Consider the following 20,396-nt stretch of genomic DNA (forward strand, 5'->3'; position numbering starts at 1 on the left):
GGGCGGGATGTCCTTGAATGCGCGCGCAGATTCCCCGAGCGCTTAGCCGATGGCAAGAGGTCTTTGATCCTCGCGCCCCAAAGCGATCAGGAACGGGTCCTGCGCCTGCAGGGCCTGAAAGCTCTCTTTGTCGGACATGCCGCGCCAGTTGGCCAGCACCAGCGATTGCGCCACCGCGCCGCCTAATGTCGCGCCAGGGCCGGTGACGATGAACAGATCGGGTGCGAATTCACGGGCGGCGGTCTGCACCGCGCGGGTGAAATCGTAGGGCTCGGTCACCTGATGGCCCAGCGTGTAATCCCACAGCGCGCCCGTGTCGGTTGCCCCCGGCCACCAGATCTTGCCGCGCCCGTCGATCATCGGCAGGTCGGGCTGGGTGAACAGCGTGGCGGGCAGTTGGCGGCGACCCTCCTGCGCCACGGGGGCCTGCAGGCGCGTGTGAAAGGCCGCGTGATTGGCCAGCCGCATCGGGAACCGTTGCTGCACCACGGGCTGCGCGGCCTCGAACGCCTTGAGCCCGGCCTCATTGCCGGCCAGAACCAGCATCCCGCCCAGGTCGATCGACAGGGCGAGGTCATGTTCCGGCAGAGAGTCGATGCGCGCCACCTCGGCCAAGAGCTCGGCCTTTCGGGCCGGGTCGTCGCGCCAGTCGTCACCGGTGAAGGGATAGACCAGTTGCCCGCCGATCAGGTGGGTCTGCATCAGCGCGCCCATGGTGTTGACCACCCGGAACCCGTTTTCCGGCGACAGCGCGCCAGCAGCGGCCAGCGCGATATACCAGCCCATCGAGTTGCCGGTGACGGCCACCACCTCGATATCCTCGGCCAGCGCCTGCGCATCGGCCAGCGCCGCGGCGTAGATCAGCGGCGAGGCCACGTCGCCGCGGGAATACTTGCTGACCGAGAATCGCGACGCGCCGTCCAGTGCGGTCACCGCCTCCTGGCCCGTCTCGGCGCGGATCGCGTCGAATTCGCGGAACAGTTCCATGCGGTTCGAATGGTGACGGTGCAGATAGCCCAGCTCGGGCTTGTTGTAGGTGCCCCGGCCGGGGCAGATCACGACGGCGGTGCGGGTCATTTTGCGGCTCCGGTCAGGGTCAGGGCGGCGGCCACGATGCCATCCTTCGAGGGCAGCGGCGCGGCATAGGCGGGGCCGGTGGCGATGAAGCAATCCTCGGCCACCACGCGGGCCGTGGGCAGGTCGGTCTGTTCGGCAAAGAGCGTCATCAGCGCCTCGGACTGGCTGCCGGTGCGGCGGCATTCATCGACGATCAGGACGTGTTTGCAGCCCTTGGTGGCCTCCAGCAGCGCCTGTTCCGGCAGCGGCGCCATCCAGCGCATGTCGATGATGCGGGTCTTGAGGCCCGCCGCTGCCAGTTCGGGCAGCGCCTGTTTCGACAGGTAATGGCCGTTGCCGTAAGTCACGATCGCCAGATCGGTGCCATCGCCATGCACGCCCACCTCGCCCAGCGCGATCCGTTCGCCGGGCGCGGGATAGCAGGTCATCCACGCGCCGTCCTGCGCCTGATGCAGGTCGCGCATCGGGTAGAGCGCGATGGGTTCCAGGAACACCACCACCCGCTGCTCCTCGCGCGCAAGGCGCACGCATTCGCGCAGCATCCGCGCCGCGTCCGCCCCGGTCGAGGGGCAGGCGACGATGACGCCCGGAATGTCGCGCAGCACCGCCAGCGAGTTGTCGTTGTGGAAATGCCCGCCAAAGCCTTTCTGGTAGCCCAGCCCCGCGATCCGCACGACCATCGGGTTGGTGAACTGCCCGTTCGAGAAGAAGGGCAGCGTGGCGGCCTCGCCCCGGATCTGGTCCTCGGCATTGTGCAGATAGGCGAGGAACTGGATCTCGGGGATCGGCACGAAACCGTTGTGGGCCATGCCGATGGCAAGGCCAAGGATGGACTGTTCGTCCAGCAGCGTGTCGATCACCCGGTCGGGGCCGAAACGCGCCTGCAGCTTCTGCGTCACGCCATAGACGCCGCCCTTGCGGCCCACGTCCTCGCCCATGCAGACGATCTCGCCATGTTCCAGCATCAAGTCGGTCAGCGCCCAGTTGATCAGGCGCGCCATCGGCTGCGGGTCGTCCATCGCGCGCAGGTCGCTGCCGAAGGCGGCGGCGCGGGCCTCGGCGCTGGGGCCGTTGGTAGGTTTGCAGGGGCGCTTGGGCGGGATGAGGCTGGCCGCGACCTCGGCGGCGGTGGCCAGATGTGGGCGGGTGGCAGCCTGCGCCGCGATGCGGTCGGTGCGGGCGCAGGTCTGTTCATAGATATTCAGCGCCTGTTCGGGCGACAGCGCCCCGGCCTGATCCAGCAGGCGCACCGAATGCAGTAGCGGGTCGTTGGCCTCGTCGGCCTCGACCTCGGCGCGGCTGAGATAGGTGGTGGGCACATCCGCCCCCGCATGGCCATACAGCCGCACGGTTTTCAGGTGCAGGAAGGCCGGCTTGCGCCGGGTGCGGACGTATTCGGCCGCTTGCTGCGCCACCGCGAAGGTTTCATAGATGTCCAACCCGTTGGCCTGGAAATACCTGATGCCCGGACGATACTCCATCGAAGCCTGAATCCAGCCCTTGGGCGTCTTGACCGAGATGCCGATGCCGTTGTCCTCGCAGACAAAGAGCAGCGGCAGCGGGATCGACTGCACGCTGGTCCAGCCGGCGGTGTTGATCGCCCCCTGCGCGGTGGAGTGGTTGGCCGAAGCGTCGCCAAAGGAGCACATCGCGATGCCGTCCTCGGGCAGTTGCCGGTGTTCGGGGTCATGCCGCCGCGCCGCACCCAGGCTATAGGCCGCCCCCACCGCCTTGGGCAGGTGGCTGGCGATGGTCGAGGTCTGCGGCGGGATCATCAGCGCCTTGGAGCCCAGCACCTTGTGCCGCCCGCCCGAGGTCGGGTCCTCCTTGGAACAGGCGAAACTCAGCAGCATGTCCCAGGCGATCTGCTGGCCGGGCACCTGCTCGGCCCGGGCGATCTGAAAGGCGGCGTCGCGATAGTGCAGAAAGGCGATGTCGGTCGGGCGCAGGGCATGGGCCACGGCGGCCATGCCTTCGTGCCCCGACGAGCCGATGGTGTAGAACCCCTGCCCCGCCTTCTGCATCGCCCGGCTGGTGCGGTCCAGCGCGCGGCTGAGGACCTGAGAGCGGAACAGCGAGACCACCTCGGGCGCAGTCAGGCCCGGGCGCGGCGGCGCGCCCGCGGGCAGGTCGCGGTTGGCAACGCGGGTCAGGAAGTTTTCGTGAACGATCTGGGCGCGATCCATCTGGGTTCCCCGGTCAGGTCAGAGTTTGGCCGTGGCGTCGGCAATCCGGCGCAGGCCTTGGGTCAGGCTATCGGGGTCATAGGCAAAGGAAAGCCGAAAATGCCCCGGCATGCCGAAGGCCCGCCCCGGCACCACCGCGATGCCCGCCTGATCCAGCAGATGACGGCAGAACTCGGGGTCCGACGGCATCGCGGCAGGCGTCTGCGGAAAGACGTAGAAGGCGCCGCAGGGCACTGGGCAGTCCAAACCGGCGGCCTTCAGGCCATCCACGACCAGATCGCGGCGCGCACGCATCGCCTCGCGGCGTTCGGCCAACAGATCCTGCGGGCCGGTCAGCGCGGCCTGCGCTGCCGCCTGCGCGATGGAACAGGCACCCGAGGTGATCTGCCCCTGTACCGCCGCCATCGCCTTGATCAGCGGCGCGGGGCCGATCCCCCAGCCGATGCGCCAGCCGGTCATCGAATAGGCCTTGGACACGCCATTCACCGTCAGCGTGCGGTCGGCCAGCGCCGGAACCGCCTGGGTAAAGGGCGTGAAGGGCACATAGGCGAGGTGCCGATAGATCTCGTCCGAGGTTACCCAGACCTGCGGGTGCTGTTCCAACACAGCGCCCAGCGCCTGCAATTCGGCCTCAGAGTAAACCGCCCCGGTCGGGTTCGACGGTGTGTTCAACAGCAGCCAGCGGGTACGCGGGGTGATCGCCCTCTCCAGCTGTTCTGGGGTCAGCTTGAAGCCCTGTTCGCGCGGACAATCCAGCACGACCGGCACGCCGCCCGCCAGTTTCACCATGTCTGCATAGCTGGTCCAGAAAGGCGCGGTGGTGATGACCTCATCGCCCGGATCGAGCGACGCGAGGAACGCGCCGGCCAGCACCTGCTTGGCCCCGGTCGAGACGACGACCTGCGCCGGCTCGACCCCGGCCTGTTCTGCGATAGCGGCACGCAGGGCCGGCGTTCCGGCGGTGGCGGGGTATCGGGTCTGCCCTTCCAGCGCCGCCTTGTGGGCGGCCTCGACCACGTGCGGCGGCGTGGGAAAGTCGGGCTCGCCGGTGCTGAGCGCGATCACGTCCACACCCTGCGCACGCAACAGCGCGGCCCGTTCCGAAATTTGGACGATCTCGGACAATTCGATCCCGTCGAGTCTCCCTGCCCGCCGAAATCCGCTCGAACTGTTCTGAATGGTCATGATCGCCCCGCTGCACTTTTCTACCGCTGCGCCTTTTTGCTATTGGGTTGGAGGATCCACCAGTGATATTCCCTCCAAAAGCCATGAGGAAAAATCATATGCTGGCGCCGCGTCGATTTCTGCCGTCTATTTCTTCCCTGTTGGCGCTCGAAGCCGTCGACCGCCTGGGCAGCGCCTCGGCAGCTGCCGATGAGCTCTCGCTGACCCAAAGCGCGGTCAGTCGCCAGTTGAAGGCCGTCGAAGAACAGCTGGGCGTCGCACTGATCCAACGCGACCGAATGCGCCTGCAACTCACACCCGCTGGCAAGGAATACGTGGAAACTGCCCGAACGGCGCTGCAGCAACTGGCGCAGGCCTCACTGAAGCTGAAGGCCAACCCTTCCGGCGGCTCTTTGCAACTGTCGATCCTGCCCGCCTTCGGTATGCACTGGCTGGCGCCACGGCTTCAGGATTTCGCGCAACGCCACCCCGAAGTGACGATGAACCTCAGCACACGGCTCAAGCCATTCGACTTCGGCACCGAACCCTTCGACGCAGCCATCCACTTCGGCCAGCGCGACTGGGCTGGGGTGAACTATCTGCCGATCATGTGCGAAGAGGTTCTGCCGATCTGCGCGCCAGCCCTGCTGCCAGCCGAAGCCCCGAACGCTGAATGGCTGGTCGACGCACCACTGCTGCATCTGGATACCCGGCCCGATGCGTGGGAACGCTGGTTCGCCGCGCAAAGCACCCCTGTCGAGGGCGTCCGAGGCATGCTGTTCGACCAGTTCTCGACCATGATCCAGGCTACGATCCATGGGTTGGGCGTAGCACTGCTGCCCAGCTACCTGATTTCAGCCGAGCTCGAGGCCGGCCGGTTGGTTCCGGCCTGTGCAGCTCCGCCGGTCAGCCTGGGCGACTACTATCTTGTCTGGCCGCAAAATCGCACGGAACCGGCCCCTCTTGTCTCGTTCCGCGCATGGCTGCAGGGGCAGCTGCCTTAGCCGATCCGCCTCCGCCGCAGCCGAGCATCGCTCGGGCGCGGCCGGGCCCAACCGGAGGAGGCGGCCCGCAAGGGCCGTTGACGACGGGCGGGAGCGCCCGGTCAGACGTCGATCGAGCGGGCGATGAGTTCCTTCATCACCTCGTTGGTGCCGCCATAGATCATCTGCACCCGCGCATCCGCGTAAAGCCGCGCGATCGGGTATTCCATCATGAAGCCATAGCCGCCGAACAGCTGCAGGCATTCGTGCATGATCTCGTTTTGCACCTCGGAGCCCCAGTATTTCACCATCGAGGCGGTGGCCGCATCCAGCTGACCGGACTCCAGCTTGGCGATGCAGTCATTGACGAAGCTGCGCAGCACCTCGGCCTTGGTCTTGCATTCCGCCAGCTTGAAGCGAGTGTTCTGGAAGTCCATCACCCGTTGGCCGAACGCTTTGCGCTCTTGGGTGTATTTGACCGTCTCGGCGATGGCGAAGTCGATCGCGCCCAGCGCCATGATGCCGATGGTCAGACGTTCCCACGGCAGTTGCTTCATCAGCTGATAGAAACCCTGACCTTCTTCGGAACCCAGCAGGTTGGTCATCGGCACCTTCACGTCCTCGAAGAACAGCTCGGCGGTGTCATTGGCCTTCATCCCCAGCTTCTTGAGGTTGCGCCCCCGGCGGAAGCCCTCGGCCCCTTCGGTCTCGACCGCGATCAGCGACACGCCCTTGGCGCCCAGCGACTTGTCGGTTTTGGCGGCCACGATGATCAGGTCGGCGGTCTGGCCGTTGGTGATGAAGATCTTGGACCCGTTCATCCGGTAGGAATTGCCATCCTTTTCGGCTGTGGTGCGGATCGCCTGGACGTCCGAGCCGGTGCCCGGTTCGGTCATGGCCAGCGCGCCGACCATCTCGCCCGAGGCCAGTTTGGGCAGCCATTTGCTCTTTTGATCCTCGCTGCCATAGGCGGTGATGTAGTGGGTCACGATCGACTGGATGCCATAGCCCCAGCCCGCATCCCCGCGCGAGGTCTGCTCATAGATCGTGACCGCATCAAAACCCATGCCGCCGCCGACGCCACCGAATTCCTCGGGGATGGCCCCGGCCATCAGCCCGGTTTCCCCGGCCTTCCGCCAGAAGTCGCGATCGACCACGCCCTGCTCGGCCCAGGCTTCGATGTTGGGCACCAGCTCATCATCCATGAACCGTCCGGCCATTTCGGCAAACATGCGGTGTTCGTCAGTGACCCAGGAAGCGGTCGAAGTAAAAAGCGACATGATTGGTTCTCCGGAATTCTGTTGGCGAAAAGGGTAGCTTTTGCCGCCGATTCCGCCAATCCGGGTGACGCCGCGTCGGTTTGCGCTGCTACGCAACGTCCTTTGGCGTCAATGCCCTACGCGGTGCCGGGCGCCGGGCGGCGGCGGCGTTTCCGGGGCGCCGGCGAAACACTGGGCGATGGCCATCCACTCCTGCGCGACCTGCCCCTGCACCGACAGGCCGGTATCCGCCACGTTTCGGGTCTGGGTCACAACGCGGGCGAAATCGACGGCCGGCCCCTCAATCTCGTCGGCGCCGGGCGTACCGAACTCCCACAGCGCCCCCGACGGCGCGATCAGGCGCAGATGGGGTGCCACCGGCGGCACCGGGCGGCCATGCACCGTGTAGGTCCAGCCAAAGGTGTTCACCCCCAGCACGACGATGTTGCGGATCCGGTCGGTCTCGGGCCGGGTCAGGCCAAGAATGTCGAATACCTCCTGTCCATGCGCCCAGGTCTCCATCTGCCGGGCGGTCATCGAGGACCGCACCGACATGTCCGGCCCCACCCATTTGACCCGCGACTTGGGGTCCAGCCCCGACCAGTCGCGGCCCATTCGGCTGCATAGATCAGACCATGCGGCGCGCAGATCATGTCCTCGTTCGGTGATTGCAGCGTTTTCCGTCGCGCGAAATCCCTCGGCCTGGATACGCGGCATCACCTGCTGCACCCGGGCTTGGAACGCATCCGGGTCGCGTTGTGACAGGTCGGCCATTTGGTTCCAGAAATGCAGGTGCACCAACACGTCGTCGATCGTCCAGTCTTTGAACTGGGTCACGATCTGCCAGTCCGCGGCACCCAGCCCCGTCAGTGCGTCATCAAGAACCTGACATTCTTCCAGAAAATCCGAAGCCTGCTGCATATACCCCCCTTTTACCTGCTTCAGGGACTAAAGCGGGTTTTCATGGGTCAAGCCAGCGCGTTTTTCAGCAAGACGACAGCCGCCTCCTTGGCGTCGCGCGCGGGATCGCCGTTGCGAAGCAGCACGGCGGTGACGATCGCGCCCTCTTTCAGCAGCAGCAGCTGGCAGGCCAGCTTGTCCGGGTCCCGCGCGCCAGCCTTGCGACACAGGTCGGTGAAATATTCCAGCAGCAGGCGCTTGTGCTCGCCCGCCTGCACATGGATCGGGTGGTCGGGATCCTGGTATTCGGCCCCCGCCTTGATGAACATGCAGCCGCGGAAATTGTCCTCGCGGAACCATTCGCCCAGCGCATCGAACGCGGCCAGCAGTTGATCGGCGGGGGTGTCGGCCAGCTCCTCGATCCGGCGCACGAACCAGTTGCGGAAATTCTCGTCCCGCAGGCGCAGCACCGCCAGGATCAGCTCCTCCTTGGTGCGGAAATGCTTGTACATCGAGGTCTTGGACACGCCGGTTTCGACCACCAGCCGGTCCATTCCGGTGGCGTGAAACCCGTCGCGGTAAAACACCTGCAGTGCTTTGCGGACCAGCTCGTCCCGTTTGTTCGGACGCATGATTCGGCTCCCTCATGTACAGATCAGTACATAATGCCTTTGCCGCGCAGGTGCAATTCACACCGGTGAAGCCACTGTTTTTAGGTATTATTTTCCATGACGGAGGCCAGAACGAAAAACTTTTTTTGACCCAAGGGTTGAAATAGTTGACCGATCTGTACACTTTCTCAGCACAGTTTACTGATCTGTACACCCAAAGGATTTGACCGATGCGACGCCGCGCCAGCCCATTTCCCGCAAGCTATGTTCCCTTCCTTCTGACCGTGGCCCTACTGGCCGCCACCCTCGCCTGAAGGCCCTGACCATGCCGCGCCCTCCCCTGCCCCCGTTCACGACGCAGACCGCCATCGAAAAGGTTCGCAAGGCCGAAGACGCCTGGAACAGCCGCAACCCCGACATCGTGACCCCGGCCTATACCGAGGACAGCCAGTGGCGGAACCGGTCCGAGTTCCTGACCGGCCACGCCCAGATCCACGCCTTTCTGACCCGCAAATGGCGCACGGAACTGGACTATCGCCTGATCAAGGAGCTGTGGGCCTGTGACGGGAACCGCATCGCGGTGCGCTATGCCTATGAGTGGCATGACGACAGCGACCAGTGGTTCCGCTCCTACGGTAACGAGAACTGGGAGTTCGCCGCCGATGGCCGGATGGCCCAGCGACATACGTCCTTGAACGATCTGCCGATCACCGACGCCCAGCGCCTGTTTCACTGGCCCCTGGGGCCACGGCCCGCCGACCATCCCGGCCTGTCCGATCTGAACCTGTGAAAGGAGGCACCCCATGCCCCGCGCCTTTTCCGAACTGACCTTCACTCCCGCCGTCCGCGCCCATCAAGAGCGGATGGGGTCCGCCGCCTCCTACGCCAAGTTCATCGACGGCGGCCCGCAGCAGGGTCACCTGATCGGCCCCACCGAGCAGGCCTTCATCGAGGCGCGCGACGGGTTCTATCAATCCACCGTGTCCGAGACCGGATGGCCCTATGTCCAGTATCGCGGCGGCCCGGCGGGGTTTCTGAAGGTGCTGGACGACCGGACCATCGGCTATGCCGATTTCACGGGCAACAAACAGTATATCTCGCGCGGGAATCTGGACGGCAATGACCGGATCGCGCTGATCCTTATGGACTATGCCAACCAGCGCAGGCTCAAGATCCTGGGCCGCGTGGACTTTCGCGAAGGGGCCGAGGCCGCGCGCGACCTTTTCCCTGACGCGGCCGAGGCCGAACGCGCGGCGATCATCCAGGTCGCGGCGCTGGACTGGAACTGCCCGCGCCACATCACTCCCCGCTTCACCGAGGCCGAGCTGCGCCCGCATCTGAACGCGCTTGGCCGCCAATTGGCCCAGCTGCAGGCCGAGAACGACCAACTGAAGCAGGCCCTGGCCCGGAAAGCCTGAGCCACCCCCAAGACCCCGAACCCGTCAGCAACAGGAGTATCAATGCCATGCTACGCGCGATTACCAACACCCTCGCCACCCTGACCGCCGGATCGGTCTTTGCCGTTTCGGTCGTGACCGTCGGCTTCTACCTCTCGCCCGAGGCCGTGCGCGCCGCCGAGCCCGACCCGTTTCAGACCCAGTTCCGGGCACAGACCATCGAAGCGATGCAGAGCGCTTATCCCGTGCTCACCCCCTACACAGAATCCAAGGCGCAACCAAAGCCCGAGTCTTCACCCAAGCTGCCGACAAATTGACAATTGAGGACCGAGATCTTGAATCCCCGCGCGTCTCGGGCACCGCCCGCGCTATCGACTGAGCCGAGCGCGGCCCGAGTGCACCATTGCCTCGATCCCCGCGGCGCAGAATTCGACCAATTGGTCGATCCCGGACAGATCGCCCCCCTGTGACAGTGCCTGCACCCGCCAGGCGCTGTTGAGATGCGCCAGCATCGCCGAGACCGAATAGACCTGGCCAGTGGCCAAAAGCGCCGGGTCGGCCTGCGGATACAGTGCGGCGATCTCACGGATGAAGAGCTGAGCGGTGGGGTCGAAACACTCGGCCGCAATATGGCGCCAGCGCGGATCGACCGACACATGCGCCACCAGCCGCCCGTAGGCCATCCAGCCCGGGCCGCCGGATTCGGCAAGACTGACATAGGGGCGGATGAAACAGTCCAAAATACCTCGCAGGGTCAGCGGGCCTTGCGCACGCTGATCCTCCAGCGCCTGCATCCGGATCCGGGCAAGCTCGTCGGCTCGGCGTGCGACGGTCTGGAAGAACAGCTCTTCCTTGCCGCCGCCATGGTGGTGGACCAAACCCACCTGCACCCCGGCGCGCGTGGCGATGTCGCGGATCGAGGCGCCCTCGAATCCCCGTTCGGCAAACAGCGCCTCGGCCGCGTCCAAAATCCGCGCCTTGGTTTCCAGCGACCGGGCCGACGGCGCCCTTTGCCTTTGTTTTTCAATGTATTTCGCGCTCATGTTTTTCATCTTGCCTTATTTTGGACGATCGTTCAAGTTAAGCGCCACGAGCAGGGGAGGGTTCATGACACAAGCGCGCAAGGCATATGCCTTGATCGGCGCAGGTCCGATGGGGCTGGCGGCGGCCAAGGTGCTGAAGGAACAGGGCATCCCGTTCCAGGGGTTCGAGCTGCATTCCGATGTGGGCGGGTTGTGGGATATCGATGCGCCACGGTCGACCATGTACGAATCCGCGCATCTGATCTCATCCAAGTCGATGACCGAATTTGCCGATTTCCCGATGGGCGACGACGTGGCCGAATACCCCTCGCACCGGCAGATGCGCGACTATTTTCGGGCCTTTGCCGATCATTTCGGACTGCGCGATCACTACAGGTTCAATGCCGAGGTGATCGACGCGTCGCCGCTGGGTGCGCCGGGCGATGGTTGGCGGCTGACCTGGCGGGACGACCAGGGAACGCATAGCGGTGAGTTTGCCGGGGTGCTGATCGCGAACGGTACCCTGTCGGAGCCCAACATGCCCGATTTTCCCGGCAAGTTCGACGGCGAGTTGATCCACGCCTCGCAGTACCGCTATCCCAGCCAGTTCGACGGCAAGCGGGTGCTGGTCGTGGGCGCGGGCAATTCCGGGTGCGACATTGCGGTGGACGCCATCCATCACGCCGCGCAGTGCGACCTTTCGATGCGGCGGGGATACTATTTCGTGCCGAAATACGTCTTTGGCAAACCCGCCGACACGCTGGGCGGGATGATCCGCCTGCCCATGTGGCTAAAGCGCCGGATCGACGGGATGATCCTGCGCTGGTTCGTGGGCGACCCGCAGAAATACGGCTTTCCCAAGCCTGACTACAAACTGTACGAAAGCCACCCGGTGGTGAATTCGCTGGTCCTGTACCACGCAGGCCACGGCGACCTGCGCATTCGCCCCGATATCGACCGGATCGAGGGCCGCACCGTTCACTTCAAGGACGGCAGCGCCAGCGACTATGACATGATCCTGGCCGCGACCGGGTACAAGCTGCATTACCCGTTCATCGACCCCAACCTGCTGAACTGGCAGGGCGACGCGCCGCATCTGTACCTGAACGCCATGCATCCCGAACGCGACGACCTGTTCGTGCTGGGCATGATCGAGGCCACCGGGCTGGGCTGGCAAGGTCGCCACGAGCAGGCCGAAATGGTGGCGCGCTATATCAAGGGTCTTCAGTCCGGCTGCCCCGTGGCCGCGGCGCTGAAGGCGGAAAAACTAGAAGACTATCAGCGCGCCACCGGAGGCATGCAGTACCTGAACCTGCCCCGCATGGCCTATTACGTCGACAAGGCGACCTATCGCAAGGCGGTGACGGATTGGATCGCGCGGTTCCGGAAAGCCCGCGCATGACCGGCATCGACGAGATCACGCTGAATTTCAGCCCCGGCTCGCTGACCCTGCTGAACGCGATTCTGGCGATCGTGATGTTCTCGATCGCCATCGACCTGTCGCCACGCGACTTCGACCGGCTGCGGCGCGCGCCCAAGCCAGTGGTGGTGGGACTGGCCTCGCAATTCCTGGTGCTGCCGGCGCTGACCTTCCTGCTGGTCTGGCTGACCGAGCCGCGCCCGTCGATCGCCTTGGGGCTGATCCTGGTCGCGGCCTGCCCGGGGGGCAACATCTCGAATTTCATCACCCATCGGGCGGGCGGAAACGCGGCGCTTTCGGTGTCGATGACCGCCTTCGCCACCATCGGGGCCATCGTGATGACCCCGTTCAACATCGCGCTGTGGGGCGGGCTGTATCCGCCGAGCCGCGCCATTCTGCAGCAGACCCAGATCGACCCGGTGCAAATCGCCATCATCGTCGGGCTGATGCTGATCCTGCCGCTGGTTCTGGGGGTGACCCTGAACCAGAAGCGCCCCGCCCTGACGGCGCGGCTGCGCGGGCCGCTGCAGATCCTGTCCATGGCCATTTTCGTGGCTTTCATCGTGCTCGCCCTGGCGGCCAACTGGAGTTTCTTCCTAGGCTACGCCGGGGCGGTCGCCGGGCTTGTGATCCTTCACAACGCACTGGCACTGGGGGGCGGTTGGGTTGTGGCCACTCTGACCCGGCTGTCCCCCTTTGACCGGCGTGCAATCACGATCGAGACCGGCATCCAGAATTCGGGCCTTGGACTGGTGCTGATCTTCGCCTTTTTCAACGGCTTGGGCGGCATGGCCGTGGTGGCCGCCTTCTGGGGGATCTGGCATGCCATCTCGGGGCTGGCTCTGGCGCAGTTGATGGCCCGGACCGAGGCTGCCCGATGACCCGCATTCTGATCACCGGCGCTGCGGGGCTGGTCGGCCGCGCCCTGCTGAACGAGCTGAGCGACCATGAGGTGTTTGCCACCGACCTGCGCCGCCCGGACATGCTGCCGGACGAGGTTCCGTTTCTACGCATGGATGTCACCACGGGCGACCCGGCCCGGGTGATCGCCAAGGTGAAGCCCGAGGTGGTCGTGCATCTGGCCTCGATCGTCACGCCTCCGCCCGGCATGTCGCGGGCCGAGGCCCATGCGGTGGATGTGGGGGGCACGCGCAAGGTGGTCGATGCCGCGCTGGCCCATGGCGTGCGGCGGCTGGTCGTCACCTCGTCGGGAGCGGCCTATGGCTATCACGCGGACAACCCGGTGCCGCTGCGCGAAACCGATCCGGTGCGCGGCAACCCCGAGTTTCCCTATTCCGACCACAAGCGGCAGGTCGAGGAATTGCTGGCCGAGGCCCGAACCGCCGCGCCGCAGCTGGAGCAGGTGGTGCTGCGGGTGGGCACGGTGCTGGGCGACGGCACCGACAACCAGATCACCGCCCTGTTCCGCAAACCCCGCCTGCTGGCGGTGGCGGGCAGCGACAGCCCCTTCGTGTTCATCTGGACCCGCGATCTGGCCCGCATCCTGAAACGCGCAGCCACCGATGGGCCGCCCGGGGTGTACAACGTGGCCGGGGACGGCGCGCTGGGCGTCGACGATCTGGCTCGCGCGCTGGACAAACCCGTGCTGCGCCTGCCGGCGTGGGCGCTCAAGGCGGCGCTGGCCGTGGCCCGCCCTCTGGGCCTGTCGCGCTATGGACCTGAACAGGTGCGGTTCCTGCAATACCGACCGGTTCTGGACAATACGGCGCTGAAGACCGTGTTCGGCTATGTCCCGCAGAAGACCAGCGCCGAGGTGTTCGACCTTTGGAAAAGGAGTGTGGGCCTATGAAAACCGCAGTGATCTCGGGCGGGGCCGGCGGGCTGGGTCAGGCGCTCTCGGCCGCGCTGCAAGAGCGTGGATGGCGCGTGGTCCTGCTGGATCTGAAGGTGGATGGGGTGCAGGACACCGCTACGCAAATGGCGATTGCCTGCGATCTGACCGATCCGGCGCAACTGGCGCGCGCCGTGAACGATACGCTTGCGCATTGCGGCAGCATCGACCTGGTCATCTACAACGCCGGGATCACCCAGATCTGCGGGTTCGATCAGTCCGACGACGCCAGCCACCGCAAGGTGTTCGAGATCAACTATTTTTCGGCCGTCTCGATGGCCCGCGCCTTTCTGCCCGCGCTGCGCCGGTCGCGAGGTGCGCATCTGGCGATCTCGTCGGTGGCGGGATTTGCGCCGCTGTATCACCGCACGGCCTATGCGGCCTCGAAACACGCGCTGGAAGGTTTCTTCAAATCGCTGCGGTCCGAAGAACGCCCCCATGGCGTGCGGGTGCATATCGCGGCGCCATCATTCGTGGCGACCAACCCGGGCCGGGCTGATCGGCAGCCGGATGGCACCGCACGCCCCGGATCTGCCAGCGACGGCATGGACGAGATGACCCCCGAGGCGGCCGCCCGCGTGATCCTGCAAGGGATGGATCGCGGGCGGCCCGTCATCCCGGTGGGCCGGGTGGCGCGGCTGGCGTGGTGGCTGAACCGGCTGGCCCCACGCCTGTACCAACGCCTAATGGAGCGCAATATCAGCGGCGCGTGACGCACGGCCATTATTTGCGGCCTGTCTCCCGGTGCGGGGTTGCCCTTTGGCCGCGGCTTTGCTTTGTCTCTGGCAAGCATTCCGGCCATTGGACGTTTCATGTCCCGGACCGGTCACAGGGAGGATCTCGAAAATGGCGAAAGTTGCATTCCTTGGCCTGGGCGTCATGGGCTATCCGATGGCCGGGCATCTGCAGGCGGCCGGGCATGACGTGACCGTCTACAACCGCACCGCGGCCAAGGCGGAGAAATGGGTGTCGCAGCATGGTGGCCAGATGGCGACCACGCCGCGCGGTGCCGCCGAGGGGGCCGAGTTCGTGATGGCCTGCGTCGGCAACGACGACGATCTGCGCATGGTCTGCACCGGCGAGGACGGCGCGTTCGGCGGCATGGCGGAAGGCTCGGTTTTCGTTGACCACACCACCGTTTCGGCCAAGGTCACGCGTGAGCTGTACGCGGCCGCCAAGGCGCGCGGGATCTCTTTTGTCGATGCGCCGATCTCGGGCGGTCAGGCCGGGGCCGAGAACGGGGTTCTGTCGATCATGTGCGGCGGCGATCAGGCCGCCTATGACCGGGCCGAGCCGGTGATGCAGGTCTATGCCAAAATCTGCCGCCGCATCGGAGACAGCGGCGCGGGCCAGATGACCAAGATGTGTAACCAGATCGCCATCGCAGGGCTGGTTCAGGGCCTGAGCGAAGCGCTGCATTTCGCCGAGAAGGCCGGGCTGGACGGGCGCGCGGTGGTCGAGGTGATCAGCCAGGGGGCCGCCGGCAGCTGGCAGATGTCGAACCGGTACGAGACCATGCTGGACGACCATTTCGACCACGGCTTTGCGGTGGGCTGGATGCGCAAGGACCTGGGTATCTGTTTGGACACGGCGGACGAGACCGGGGCATCGCTGCCGGTGACCGCGCTGGTCGATCAGTTCTACAAGGATGTGCAGAAGATGGGCGGTGACCGCTGGGACACTTCGTCGTTGATCAAGCGCCTGCGGGCGATGGGGTAAGGCCGGGGGCTTTCTGCCCCCATCGCGCCAAGGCGCGATTCCCCCCGAGGATATTTTTGGCCAGATGAAGAGGGCCCCGGCGCGCACGGGGCGGATGTTTGAATGAATGATGTCAGTGCTTTTTGGGCGGCCGCGCTGCGGCGGGTCTGGGGGCTGGACGCCCGGCTGTCGCGACTGGATGGCGAATATGACCTGAATTTCCTGGTGCAGGCCACCAATGGGCAGGACTACGTTCTGAAGGTCATGCGGGCCGGGTGCGACCCGCAATTGGTGGATCTGCAGATCAAGGCGTTGGAGCATATCGCGGCCGAGGCCCCCGGGCTGCCGTTTCCCAAGGTGATCCCCGGGCTGGACGGCGGTTTGCTGCCGCAGATCGACGACGACGCGGGACGGCCGCGGCTGGCGTGGCTGTTGGAGCGGCTGCCGGGCCGGTGCTATGCCAAGGCTGCGCCGAAATCCGAGGACCTGATCCTGAAACTGGGCCGGGTATTGGGGGCGACCGATCGGGCGCTGGAGCGGTTTTCGCATCCCGGCCTGGAGCGGCCGGAGTTCAAATGGGAGCTGACCCAGGCCGGCTGGATCGCTGACAAGCTGGATGCCGTTGCCGACCAGGATCGTGCGGCCCTTCTGCGCGAGATCTGTGCGCAGTTCGATGCCGTCTCGAACATGCTGGCCGAGCTGCCCCGGCAGGCCATCCACAATGACGTGAATGACTACAACATCCTGATCGAAGGAGAGCTGTCGGAGCGCCGGCAGGTTTCGGGCCTGATCGACCTGGGCGACATGTGCGCCGGGCCGCGGATGTGTGAACTGGCGATCGCCGGGGCGTATGTGGTGCTGGATCACCCACACCCCGAGCGGGCGCTGGCCGCGCTGGTGCGGGGCTATCACGCCGCAAACCGGCTGCGCCCGCAGGAAGTGGACCTGATCTGGCCTCTGCTGCGGATGCGGCTGGCGGTGTCGGTCGTCAACTCCACGCTGATGGCCGCCGAAAACCCGGACGACCCCTATGTGACCATCAGCCAGGCTCCGGCGTGGCGGTTTCTCGAGGATGGTTCGGTCAATGGCGAGCTGATGTCGGCGCGGCTGCGGGCGGTCTGCGGGCTGCCCGTCACCGACGGGGCCGAGCGCATTCACGCGTACCTGTCAGAACATCGCGGGCAGTTTGCGCAGTTGTTGGGACAGGACCTGTCGGACGTTCCGATGGGTTCGCTGTCGGTCGAAAACTCGACCTGGCCGCAGAACCCGTTTCACATGCCGCTGGAGGAAGCCGCGCGGGTGGGCGCGGAATTCGGCGACGGGTTGTGGCTGGGCTATTACAACGAACCGCGCCTGATCTATGCCGAGCCTGCCTTCCGCAAGGGTCCGTGGAAAGCGTCGGACCGGCGCACGGTGCATCTGGCGGTGGATGTGTTCGCGCCGGCGGGGACGCCTTTGCTGGCGCCGCTGAGCGGTCGGGTCGAGGCGGTCGAGAACCGGGCGAACCATCTGGACTATGGCGGCGTGGTGATCCTGCATCACGAAACCCCCGAGGGTGACGCGTTCTATACGCTGTACGGGCATCTGGACCCCGAGGTCTGTGACCGGTTGAAACCCGGAGACCCGGTGGCGCAGGGGGCGGCATTCGCCCGGCTGGGCGATGCCGGCCAGAACGGCGGCTGGGCGCCGCATGTGCATTTCCAGCTGGCCCTGACCACGGCCGGCATGCAGGCCGACTGGCCCGGCGTCGCCGACCCGGACGAGCTGGACCTGTGGCATGCGGTCTGCCCGAACCCGGCGGCCCTGCTGAACCTGCCGGACGAGAAGGTCTATTATCGCCCGACCGACAAGGCCGAGATCCTGAACAAACGGCGGGCGCATTTCGGCGGCAACCTGAGCCTGACCTATGACGACCCGGTGATGCTGGTGCGTGGGTGGAAACATCACCTGTTCGACGAATGGGGGCGGCCCTATCTGGACGCCTACAACAACGTGCCGCATGTGGGGCACGCGCATCCGCGCATTCAGGCCGTGGCGGCGGATCAGTTGAAGCGGATGAATTCGAACACCCGCTATCTGCATCCGGCGCAGGTGGAGTTTGCCGACAAGCTGCTGTCGAAACTGCCCGAACACCTGCAGGTGTGCTTCTTCGTCAACTCGGGCACCGAGGCCAACGAGCTGGCCCTGCGCCTGGCGCGGGCGCATAGCGGGGCCAAGGGCATGGTGACGCCCGATCACGGCTATCACGGCAACACCAACGCGGCGGTGGCCATTTCCGCCTACAAATTCAACAAGCCCGGCGGCGTGGGCCAGGCCGATTGGGTCGAACTGGTCGAGGTCGCCGACGATTATCGCGGCCGGTTCAAACGTGACGACCCCGACCGGGCGCAGAAATATGCCGACTTGGTCGACGACGCGATTGCAACCCTGCAGCGCAAGGGGCATGGGGTGGCCGGTTTCATCGCCGAGACCTTCCCCTCGGTCGGAGGGCAGATCATCCCGCCAAAAGGCTATCTGCCAGCGGTTTACGAAAAGATCCGCGCCGCCGGCGGCGTCTGCATCGCCGACGAGGTGCAGACGGGCCTGGGCCGGCTGGGCGAGTACTATTTCGGCTTCGAACATCAGGGCGCGTCCCCCGATATCGTGGTTCTGGGCAAACCCATCGGCAACGGCCACCCCCTGGGCGTGCTGGTCACCACGCGCGAGATCGCCGACAGTTTCGACAACGGGATCGAGTTTTTCTCGACCTTCGGCGGCTCGACCCTGTCCTGCCGGATCGGCAAAGAGGTGCTGGACATCGTCGATGACGAGGGCCTGCAGGAGAATGCCCGCGTGATGGGCGCACGGCTGATGGATGGTCTGCGCGCGATCGAAGCCGAGTTCGCCTGTGTGGGCGACGTGCGGGGCATGGGCCTGTTTCTGGGGGTCGAACTGATCAACCCCGACGGCTCGGAAGGCACCGAGATCTGCCGATACGTCAAGAACCGGATGCGCGACCACCGCATCCTGATCGGCAGCGAGGGGCCGAAGGACAACATCCTGAAGATCCGCCCGCCTTTGACCATCGAGGCCGAAGATGTGGACATGATCCTGTGGGCGCTGCGGTCTGTGTTGGCCGAGGTGGGCGACTATGCCCCTGCCCCGGTGTGCGACCACAGCCATCACCATGACGGGTGCGGCTGCTGCTGAGAAACGCCCCGGCCGAATTCGGCCAGGGCACTGAACCGCGCTGTCAGTGCAGCACGGCCGAGGGGGTCTGATGGCCGGTGGTCGGCAGTGGAACGGCGGAGGTCATGCGCCGCAGGGCCAGCCCGAACTCTTCGGACAGTGACGCCAGCGCGGGCGCGAAATCGGGGCGTACGATCAAGGCGGCCAGCATCATCGCATCCTCGCGCGCCCCTTCCGAGGCCGCGGCGATCATCTGCGCGAAACAGCTTTCGTCCGCGCCCAGACAGGCGCAGCCCAGCCCGTGCCGGATCAAGGGGCGGCGGGCGTGATGGGCGCACAGGCTGCACAGACGATCCAGCGCCAGCATGGCCAGCTGCCCATGATCGGCGCCCAGCGCGATGTCGAAGTCATGTGCGGCGTCGGCACGGCCGGCGGCCCCGTCACTCCACATCCGCAGGTACATGACGGCGCCAGCCTCGATCGGGGTCAGATCGGCCAGCCGTCCGACCGGGGCGCCGCCCCGGGTCGATGCGCCGCTCATTTTGTCAGGATCAATTTACCCGCGCGGGTGATGCGCAGGGTATACAGCTGGTCGCCCAGTTCGATATGGGCCAGGTTGCCGCCCTGCGTCAGGTCCTCGGCCTTGTGGGCCGGCAGCATCGAAACGGCATAGGCTTGGGTCGGATTCGGGTTCTGCGCGTTCATCGGGTCATCTCCGGTTGTGTTCAGGCAAAGCGCCTTTTCCGTTCAACTTTCATGGATCTGGCTGGCCCGGAACCGGGTTGGCTGCGTGTCTTCATGCTTAATCTGATAAAAATACTAAGGTATGTCAAGTGCCGGTTTCCTGCTATTCGCACACCGAACCATTGCGCCCTTGCGGCAGGCCCGTTAGGCCGGGTCTCGGCACTTAGAGACGGGAGCGGAGATGACGGCGGCAATCGTGTTTGATCTGGATGGCACGCTGGTGGACAGCCTGGCCGACATTGCGGCAGCAGCGAACCGGATGCTGGCCGATCAGGGCTATGCGCCCCTGCCCGAAGAAACGATCCGGGGATTCGTCGGCAATGGTCTGCCAAAACTGGTTGAGCGCGTGATCCTCCACTGCGGACTGAGCATTGAGCGCCATTCCGAACTGACACAGGTCACGCTGAACCATTACAGCCAGGCATCAAGTGCGATCACCAGGCCTTATCCAGGTGTCAAAGACGCTCTGCGACGACTGCGGGCTGCAAATATCGCGCTAGGGGTCTGCACCAACAAACCGGAAGCGCCCGCGCAGCATATCCTTGAGGTTCTGGATCTGGCGCAGTTCTTCGACGTGGTAATCGGCGGAGATACAGTAAAATCCCGCAAACCCGACCCCGCCCACCTGACCGCCACGTTCGAAGCACTGGGCACAAACGACGCGCGAGTCTTTGTGGGCGACAGCGAAGTGGACGCAGAAACCGCCCAACGTGCCCAAGTCCCATTTATTCTGTATTCGGAAGGGTATCGAAAGTCGCCGGTCTCGGAACTTCCCCATTTGGCCAGCTTCGACGACTTTGCGCGCCTCCCCGATCTGGCAATGCGCATCACAGGCTTATCTGGCACCGGGCTCTAAGGCTTTGGCTGCCGGGGGATTCAACTGATTTTCTGGGGTTTTTGAGGGGCCAGCTGAGG

Annotated in this window: 20 protein-coding genes; 11 read left to right on the forward strand and 9 right to left on the reverse strand. The window is 65.2% G+C overall.

All coding sequences use genetic code 11. From position 1 onward, the window contains the following. Window positions 1–42: 42 nt before the first annotated feature. From AC2FML_RS18525 to AC2FML_RS18535, 3 genes are read right to left on the reverse strand one after another with little or no spacing between them, the layout of a single operon-like run. On the reverse strand, window positions 43–1,077 hold the full coding sequence (locus AC2FML_RS18525) for an ACP S-malonyltransferase (RefSeq protein WP_170522514.1): 1,035 nt from the start codon (window positions 1,075–1,077) through the stop codon (window positions 43–45). Then, window positions 1,074–3,263, reverse strand: a complete 2,190-nt coding sequence (locus AC2FML_RS18530) for a dehydrogenase E1 component subunit alpha/beta (protein ID WP_496784041.1) — start codon at window positions 3,261–3,263, stop codon at window positions 1,074–1,076. Before AC2FML_RS18530 ends, AC2FML_RS18525 begins: the two co-directional genes overlap by 4 nt. A gap of 18 nt (window positions 3,264–3,281) precedes the next feature. Beyond that, the gene (locus AC2FML_RS18535) at window positions 3,282–4,448 is read right to left on the reverse strand and encodes a pyridoxal phosphate-dependent aminotransferase (protein ID WP_496784042.1); all 1,167 of its coding nucleotides are present in this window, start codon (window positions 4,446–4,448) and stop codon (window positions 3,282–3,284) included. A gap of 98 nt (window positions 4,449–4,546) precedes the next feature. On the opposite strand from AC2FML_RS18535, the gene AC2FML_RS18540 reads away from it, so the two are divergent. Continuing rightward, on the forward strand, window positions 4,547–5,431 hold the full coding sequence (locus AC2FML_RS18540) for a LysR substrate-binding domain-containing protein (RefSeq protein WP_496784043.1): 885 nt from the start codon (window positions 4,547–4,549) through the stop codon (window positions 5,429–5,431). Window positions 5,432–5,532: 101 nt separating this feature from the next. On the opposite strand, the gene AC2FML_RS18545 is transcribed toward AC2FML_RS18540, so the two are convergent. The 3 genes from AC2FML_RS18545 to AC2FML_RS18555 form a co-directional block, all read right to left on the reverse strand. Then, on the reverse strand, window positions 5,533–6,690 hold the full coding sequence (locus AC2FML_RS18545) for an acyl-CoA dehydrogenase family protein (protein ID WP_496784044.1): 1,158 nt from the start codon (window positions 6,688–6,690) through the stop codon (window positions 5,533–5,535). Between the two features lie 108 nt (window positions 6,691–6,798). Beyond that, window positions 6,799–7,590, reverse strand: coding sequence for a TIGR03084 family metal-binding protein (locus AC2FML_RS18550; RefSeq protein ID WP_496784045.1), 792 nt, complete (start codon window positions 7,588–7,590; stop codon window positions 6,799–6,801). A gap of 47 nt (window positions 7,591–7,637) precedes the next feature. After that, window positions 7,638–8,201 (reverse strand): TetR/AcrR family transcriptional regulator, encoded by a 564-nt coding sequence (locus tag AC2FML_RS18555; RefSeq protein ID WP_170442315.1) that lies wholly within the window; start codon window positions 8,199–8,201, stop codon window positions 7,638–7,640. Between the two features lie 304 nt (window positions 8,202–8,505). On the opposite strand from AC2FML_RS18555, the gene AC2FML_RS18560 reads away from it, so the two are divergent. From AC2FML_RS18560 to AC2FML_RS18570, 3 genes are read left to right on the forward strand one after another with little or no spacing between them, the layout of a single operon-like run. Beyond that, the gene (locus AC2FML_RS18560; RefSeq protein ID WP_170366733.1) at window positions 8,506–8,970 is read left to right on the forward strand and encodes a nuclear transport factor 2 family protein; all 465 of its coding nucleotides are present in this window, start codon (window positions 8,506–8,508) and stop codon (window positions 8,968–8,970) included. Window positions 8,971–8,983: 13 nt separating this feature from the next. Next, entirely contained in the window at window positions 8,984–9,598 is a 615-nt protein-coding gene (locus AC2FML_RS18565; protein ID WP_496735736.1) for a pyridoxamine 5'-phosphate oxidase family protein, read from the forward strand. A 47-nt stretch (window positions 9,599–9,645) separates the two neighbouring features. Beyond that, window positions 9,646–9,894 carry a hypothetical protein gene (locus AC2FML_RS18570; protein WP_174819685.1) on the forward strand — a complete coding sequence of 83 codons (249 nt, stop codon included), beginning with the start codon at window positions 9,646–9,648 and terminating at the stop codon, window positions 9,892–9,894. 51 nt (window positions 9,895–9,945) lie between these two features. Here the strand turns inward: AC2FML_RS18570 and AC2FML_RS18575 are convergent, their stop codons facing one another. Next, a complete protein-coding gene (locus tag AC2FML_RS18575; RefSeq protein WP_222457158.1) occupies window positions 9,946–10,620 on the reverse strand; it encodes a TetR/AcrR family transcriptional regulator in 675 nt (224 codons plus the stop codon). Window positions 10,621–10,684: 64 nt separating this feature from the next. On the opposite strand from AC2FML_RS18575, the gene AC2FML_RS18580 reads away from it, so the two are divergent. The 6 genes from AC2FML_RS18580 to AC2FML_RS18605 all read left to right on the forward strand — a co-directional run bounded on the left by AC2FML_RS18580 (window position 10,685) and on the right by AC2FML_RS18605 (window position 18,758). Beyond that, window positions 10,685–12,001: a flavin-containing monooxygenase gene (locus tag AC2FML_RS18580; protein WP_496784046.1), complete on the forward strand. Its 1,317-nt coding sequence runs from the start codon at window positions 10,685–10,687 to the stop codon at window positions 11,999–12,001. After that, window positions 11,998–12,900, forward strand: coding sequence for a bile acid:sodium symporter family protein (locus tag AC2FML_RS18585; RefSeq protein ID WP_496784047.1), 903 nt, complete (start codon window positions 11,998–12,000; stop codon window positions 12,898–12,900). The genes AC2FML_RS18580 and AC2FML_RS18585 overlap by 4 nt, the downstream gene beginning before the upstream one ends. Beyond that, window positions 12,897–13,829 (forward strand): SDR family oxidoreductase, encoded by a 933-nt coding sequence (locus AC2FML_RS18590; protein ID WP_496735741.1) that lies wholly within the window; start codon window positions 12,897–12,899, stop codon window positions 13,827–13,829. Before AC2FML_RS18585 ends, AC2FML_RS18590 begins: the two co-directional genes overlap by 4 nt. Continuing rightward, window positions 13,826–14,584 (forward strand): SDR family NAD(P)-dependent oxidoreductase, encoded by a 759-nt coding sequence (locus AC2FML_RS18595; protein WP_170443690.1) that lies wholly within the window; start codon window positions 13,826–13,828, stop codon window positions 14,582–14,584. Before AC2FML_RS18590 ends, AC2FML_RS18595 begins: the two co-directional genes overlap by 4 nt. A 133-nt stretch (window positions 14,585–14,717) precedes the next feature. Continuing rightward, the gene (locus AC2FML_RS18600; protein WP_496735742.1) at window positions 14,718–15,590 is read left to right on the forward strand and encodes an NAD(P)-dependent oxidoreductase; all 873 of its coding nucleotides are present in this window, start codon (window positions 14,718–14,720) and stop codon (window positions 15,588–15,590) included. Between the two features lie 102 nt (window positions 15,591–15,692). Next, window positions 15,693–18,758, forward strand: coding sequence for an aminotransferase class III-fold pyridoxal phosphate-dependent enzyme (locus tag AC2FML_RS18605; protein ID WP_496784048.1), 3,066 nt, complete (start codon window positions 15,693–15,695; stop codon window positions 18,756–18,758). Window positions 18,759–18,801: 43 nt separating this feature from the next. Here the strand turns inward: AC2FML_RS18605 and AC2FML_RS18610 are convergent, their stop codons facing one another. Then, window positions 18,802–19,278, reverse strand: coding sequence for a hypothetical protein (locus AC2FML_RS18610; RefSeq protein ID WP_170337651.1), 477 nt, complete (start codon window positions 19,276–19,278; stop codon window positions 18,802–18,804). Beyond that, window positions 19,275–19,442 (reverse strand): hemin uptake protein HemP, encoded by a 168-nt coding sequence (gene hemP, locus AC2FML_RS18615; protein ID WP_005978533.1) that lies wholly within the window; start codon window positions 19,440–19,442, stop codon window positions 19,275–19,277. Before hemP ends, AC2FML_RS18610 begins: the two co-directional genes overlap by 4 nt. Window positions 19,443–19,662: 220 nt before the next feature. Here hemP and gph point away from each other — a divergent pair, with 220 nt between their 5' ends. Beyond that, window positions 19,663–20,337 (forward strand): phosphoglycolate phosphatase, encoded by a 675-nt coding sequence (gph, locus tag AC2FML_RS18620; protein ID WP_170366743.1) that lies wholly within the window; start codon window positions 19,663–19,665, stop codon window positions 20,335–20,337. The last annotated feature ends 59 nt before the right edge of the window (window positions 20,338–20,396 follow it).

Source organism: Ruegeria sp. BHSC029, from assembly GCF_059613085.1.

Bases quoted from the DNA above. Each gene is read 5' to 3' on its own strand.
- AC2FML_RS18525 (WP_170522514.1), bottom strand. From the start codon at position 1,077: ATGACCCGCACCGCCGTCGTGATCTGCCCCGGCCGGGGCACCTACAAC.
- AC2FML_RS18530 (WP_496784041.1), bottom strand. From the start codon at position 3,263: ATGGATCGCGCCCAGATCGTTCACGAAAACTTCCTGACCCGCGTTGCC.
- AC2FML_RS18535 (WP_496784042.1), bottom strand. From the start codon at position 4,448: ATGACCATTCAGAACAGTTCGAGCGGATTTCGGCGGGCAGGGAGACTC.
- AC2FML_RS18540 (WP_496784043.1), top strand. From the start codon at position 4,547: ATGCTGGCGCCGCGTCGATTTCTGCCGTCTATTTCTTCCCTGTTGGCG.
- AC2FML_RS18545 (WP_496784044.1), bottom strand. From the start codon at position 6,690: ATGTCGCTTTTTACTTCGACCGCTTCCTGGGTCACTGACGAACACCGC.
- AC2FML_RS18550 (WP_496784045.1), bottom strand. From the start codon at position 7,590: ATGCAGCAGGCTTCGGATTTTCTGGAAGAATGTCAGGTTCTTGATGAC.
- AC2FML_RS18555 (WP_170442315.1), bottom strand. From the start codon at position 8,201: ATGCGTCCGAACAAACGGGACGAGCTGGTCCGCAAAGCACTGCAGGTG.
- AC2FML_RS18560 (WP_170366733.1), top strand. From the start codon at position 8,506: ATGCCGCGCCCTCCCCTGCCCCCGTTCACGACGCAGACCGCCATCGAA.
- AC2FML_RS18565 (WP_496735736.1), top strand. From the start codon at position 8,984: ATGCCCCGCGCCTTTTCCGAACTGACCTTCACTCCCGCCGTCCGCGCC.
- AC2FML_RS18570 (WP_174819685.1), top strand. From the start codon at position 9,646: ATGCTACGCGCGATTACCAACACCCTCGCCACCCTGACCGCCGGATCG.
- AC2FML_RS18575 (WP_222457158.1), bottom strand. From the start codon at position 10,620: ATGAGCGCGAAATACATTGAAAAACAAAGGCAAAGGGCGCCGTCGGCC.
- AC2FML_RS18580 (WP_496784046.1), top strand. From the start codon at position 10,685: ATGACACAAGCGCGCAAGGCATATGCCTTGATCGGCGCAGGTCCGATG.
- AC2FML_RS18585 (WP_496784047.1), top strand. From the start codon at position 11,998: ATGACCGGCATCGACGAGATCACGCTGAATTTCAGCCCCGGCTCGCTG.
- AC2FML_RS18590 (WP_496735741.1), top strand. From the start codon at position 12,897: ATGACCCGCATTCTGATCACCGGCGCTGCGGGGCTGGTCGGCCGCGCC.
- AC2FML_RS18595 (WP_170443690.1), top strand. From the start codon at position 13,826: ATGAAAACCGCAGTGATCTCGGGCGGGGCCGGCGGGCTGGGTCAGGCG.
- AC2FML_RS18600 (WP_496735742.1), top strand. From the start codon at position 14,718: ATGGCGAAAGTTGCATTCCTTGGCCTGGGCGTCATGGGCTATCCGATG.
- AC2FML_RS18605 (WP_496784048.1), top strand. From the start codon at position 15,693: ATGAATGATGTCAGTGCTTTTTGGGCGGCCGCGCTGCGGCGGGTCTGG.
- AC2FML_RS18610 (WP_170337651.1), bottom strand. From the start codon at position 19,278: ATGAGCGGCGCATCGACCCGGGGCGGCGCCCCGGTCGGACGGCTGGCC.
- hemP (WP_005978533.1), bottom strand. From the start codon at position 19,442: ATGAACGCGCAGAACCCGAATCCGACCCAAGCCTATGCCGTTTCGATG.
- gph (WP_170366743.1), top strand. From the start codon at position 19,663: ATGACGGCGGCAATCGTGTTTGATCTGGATGGCACGCTGGTGGACAGC.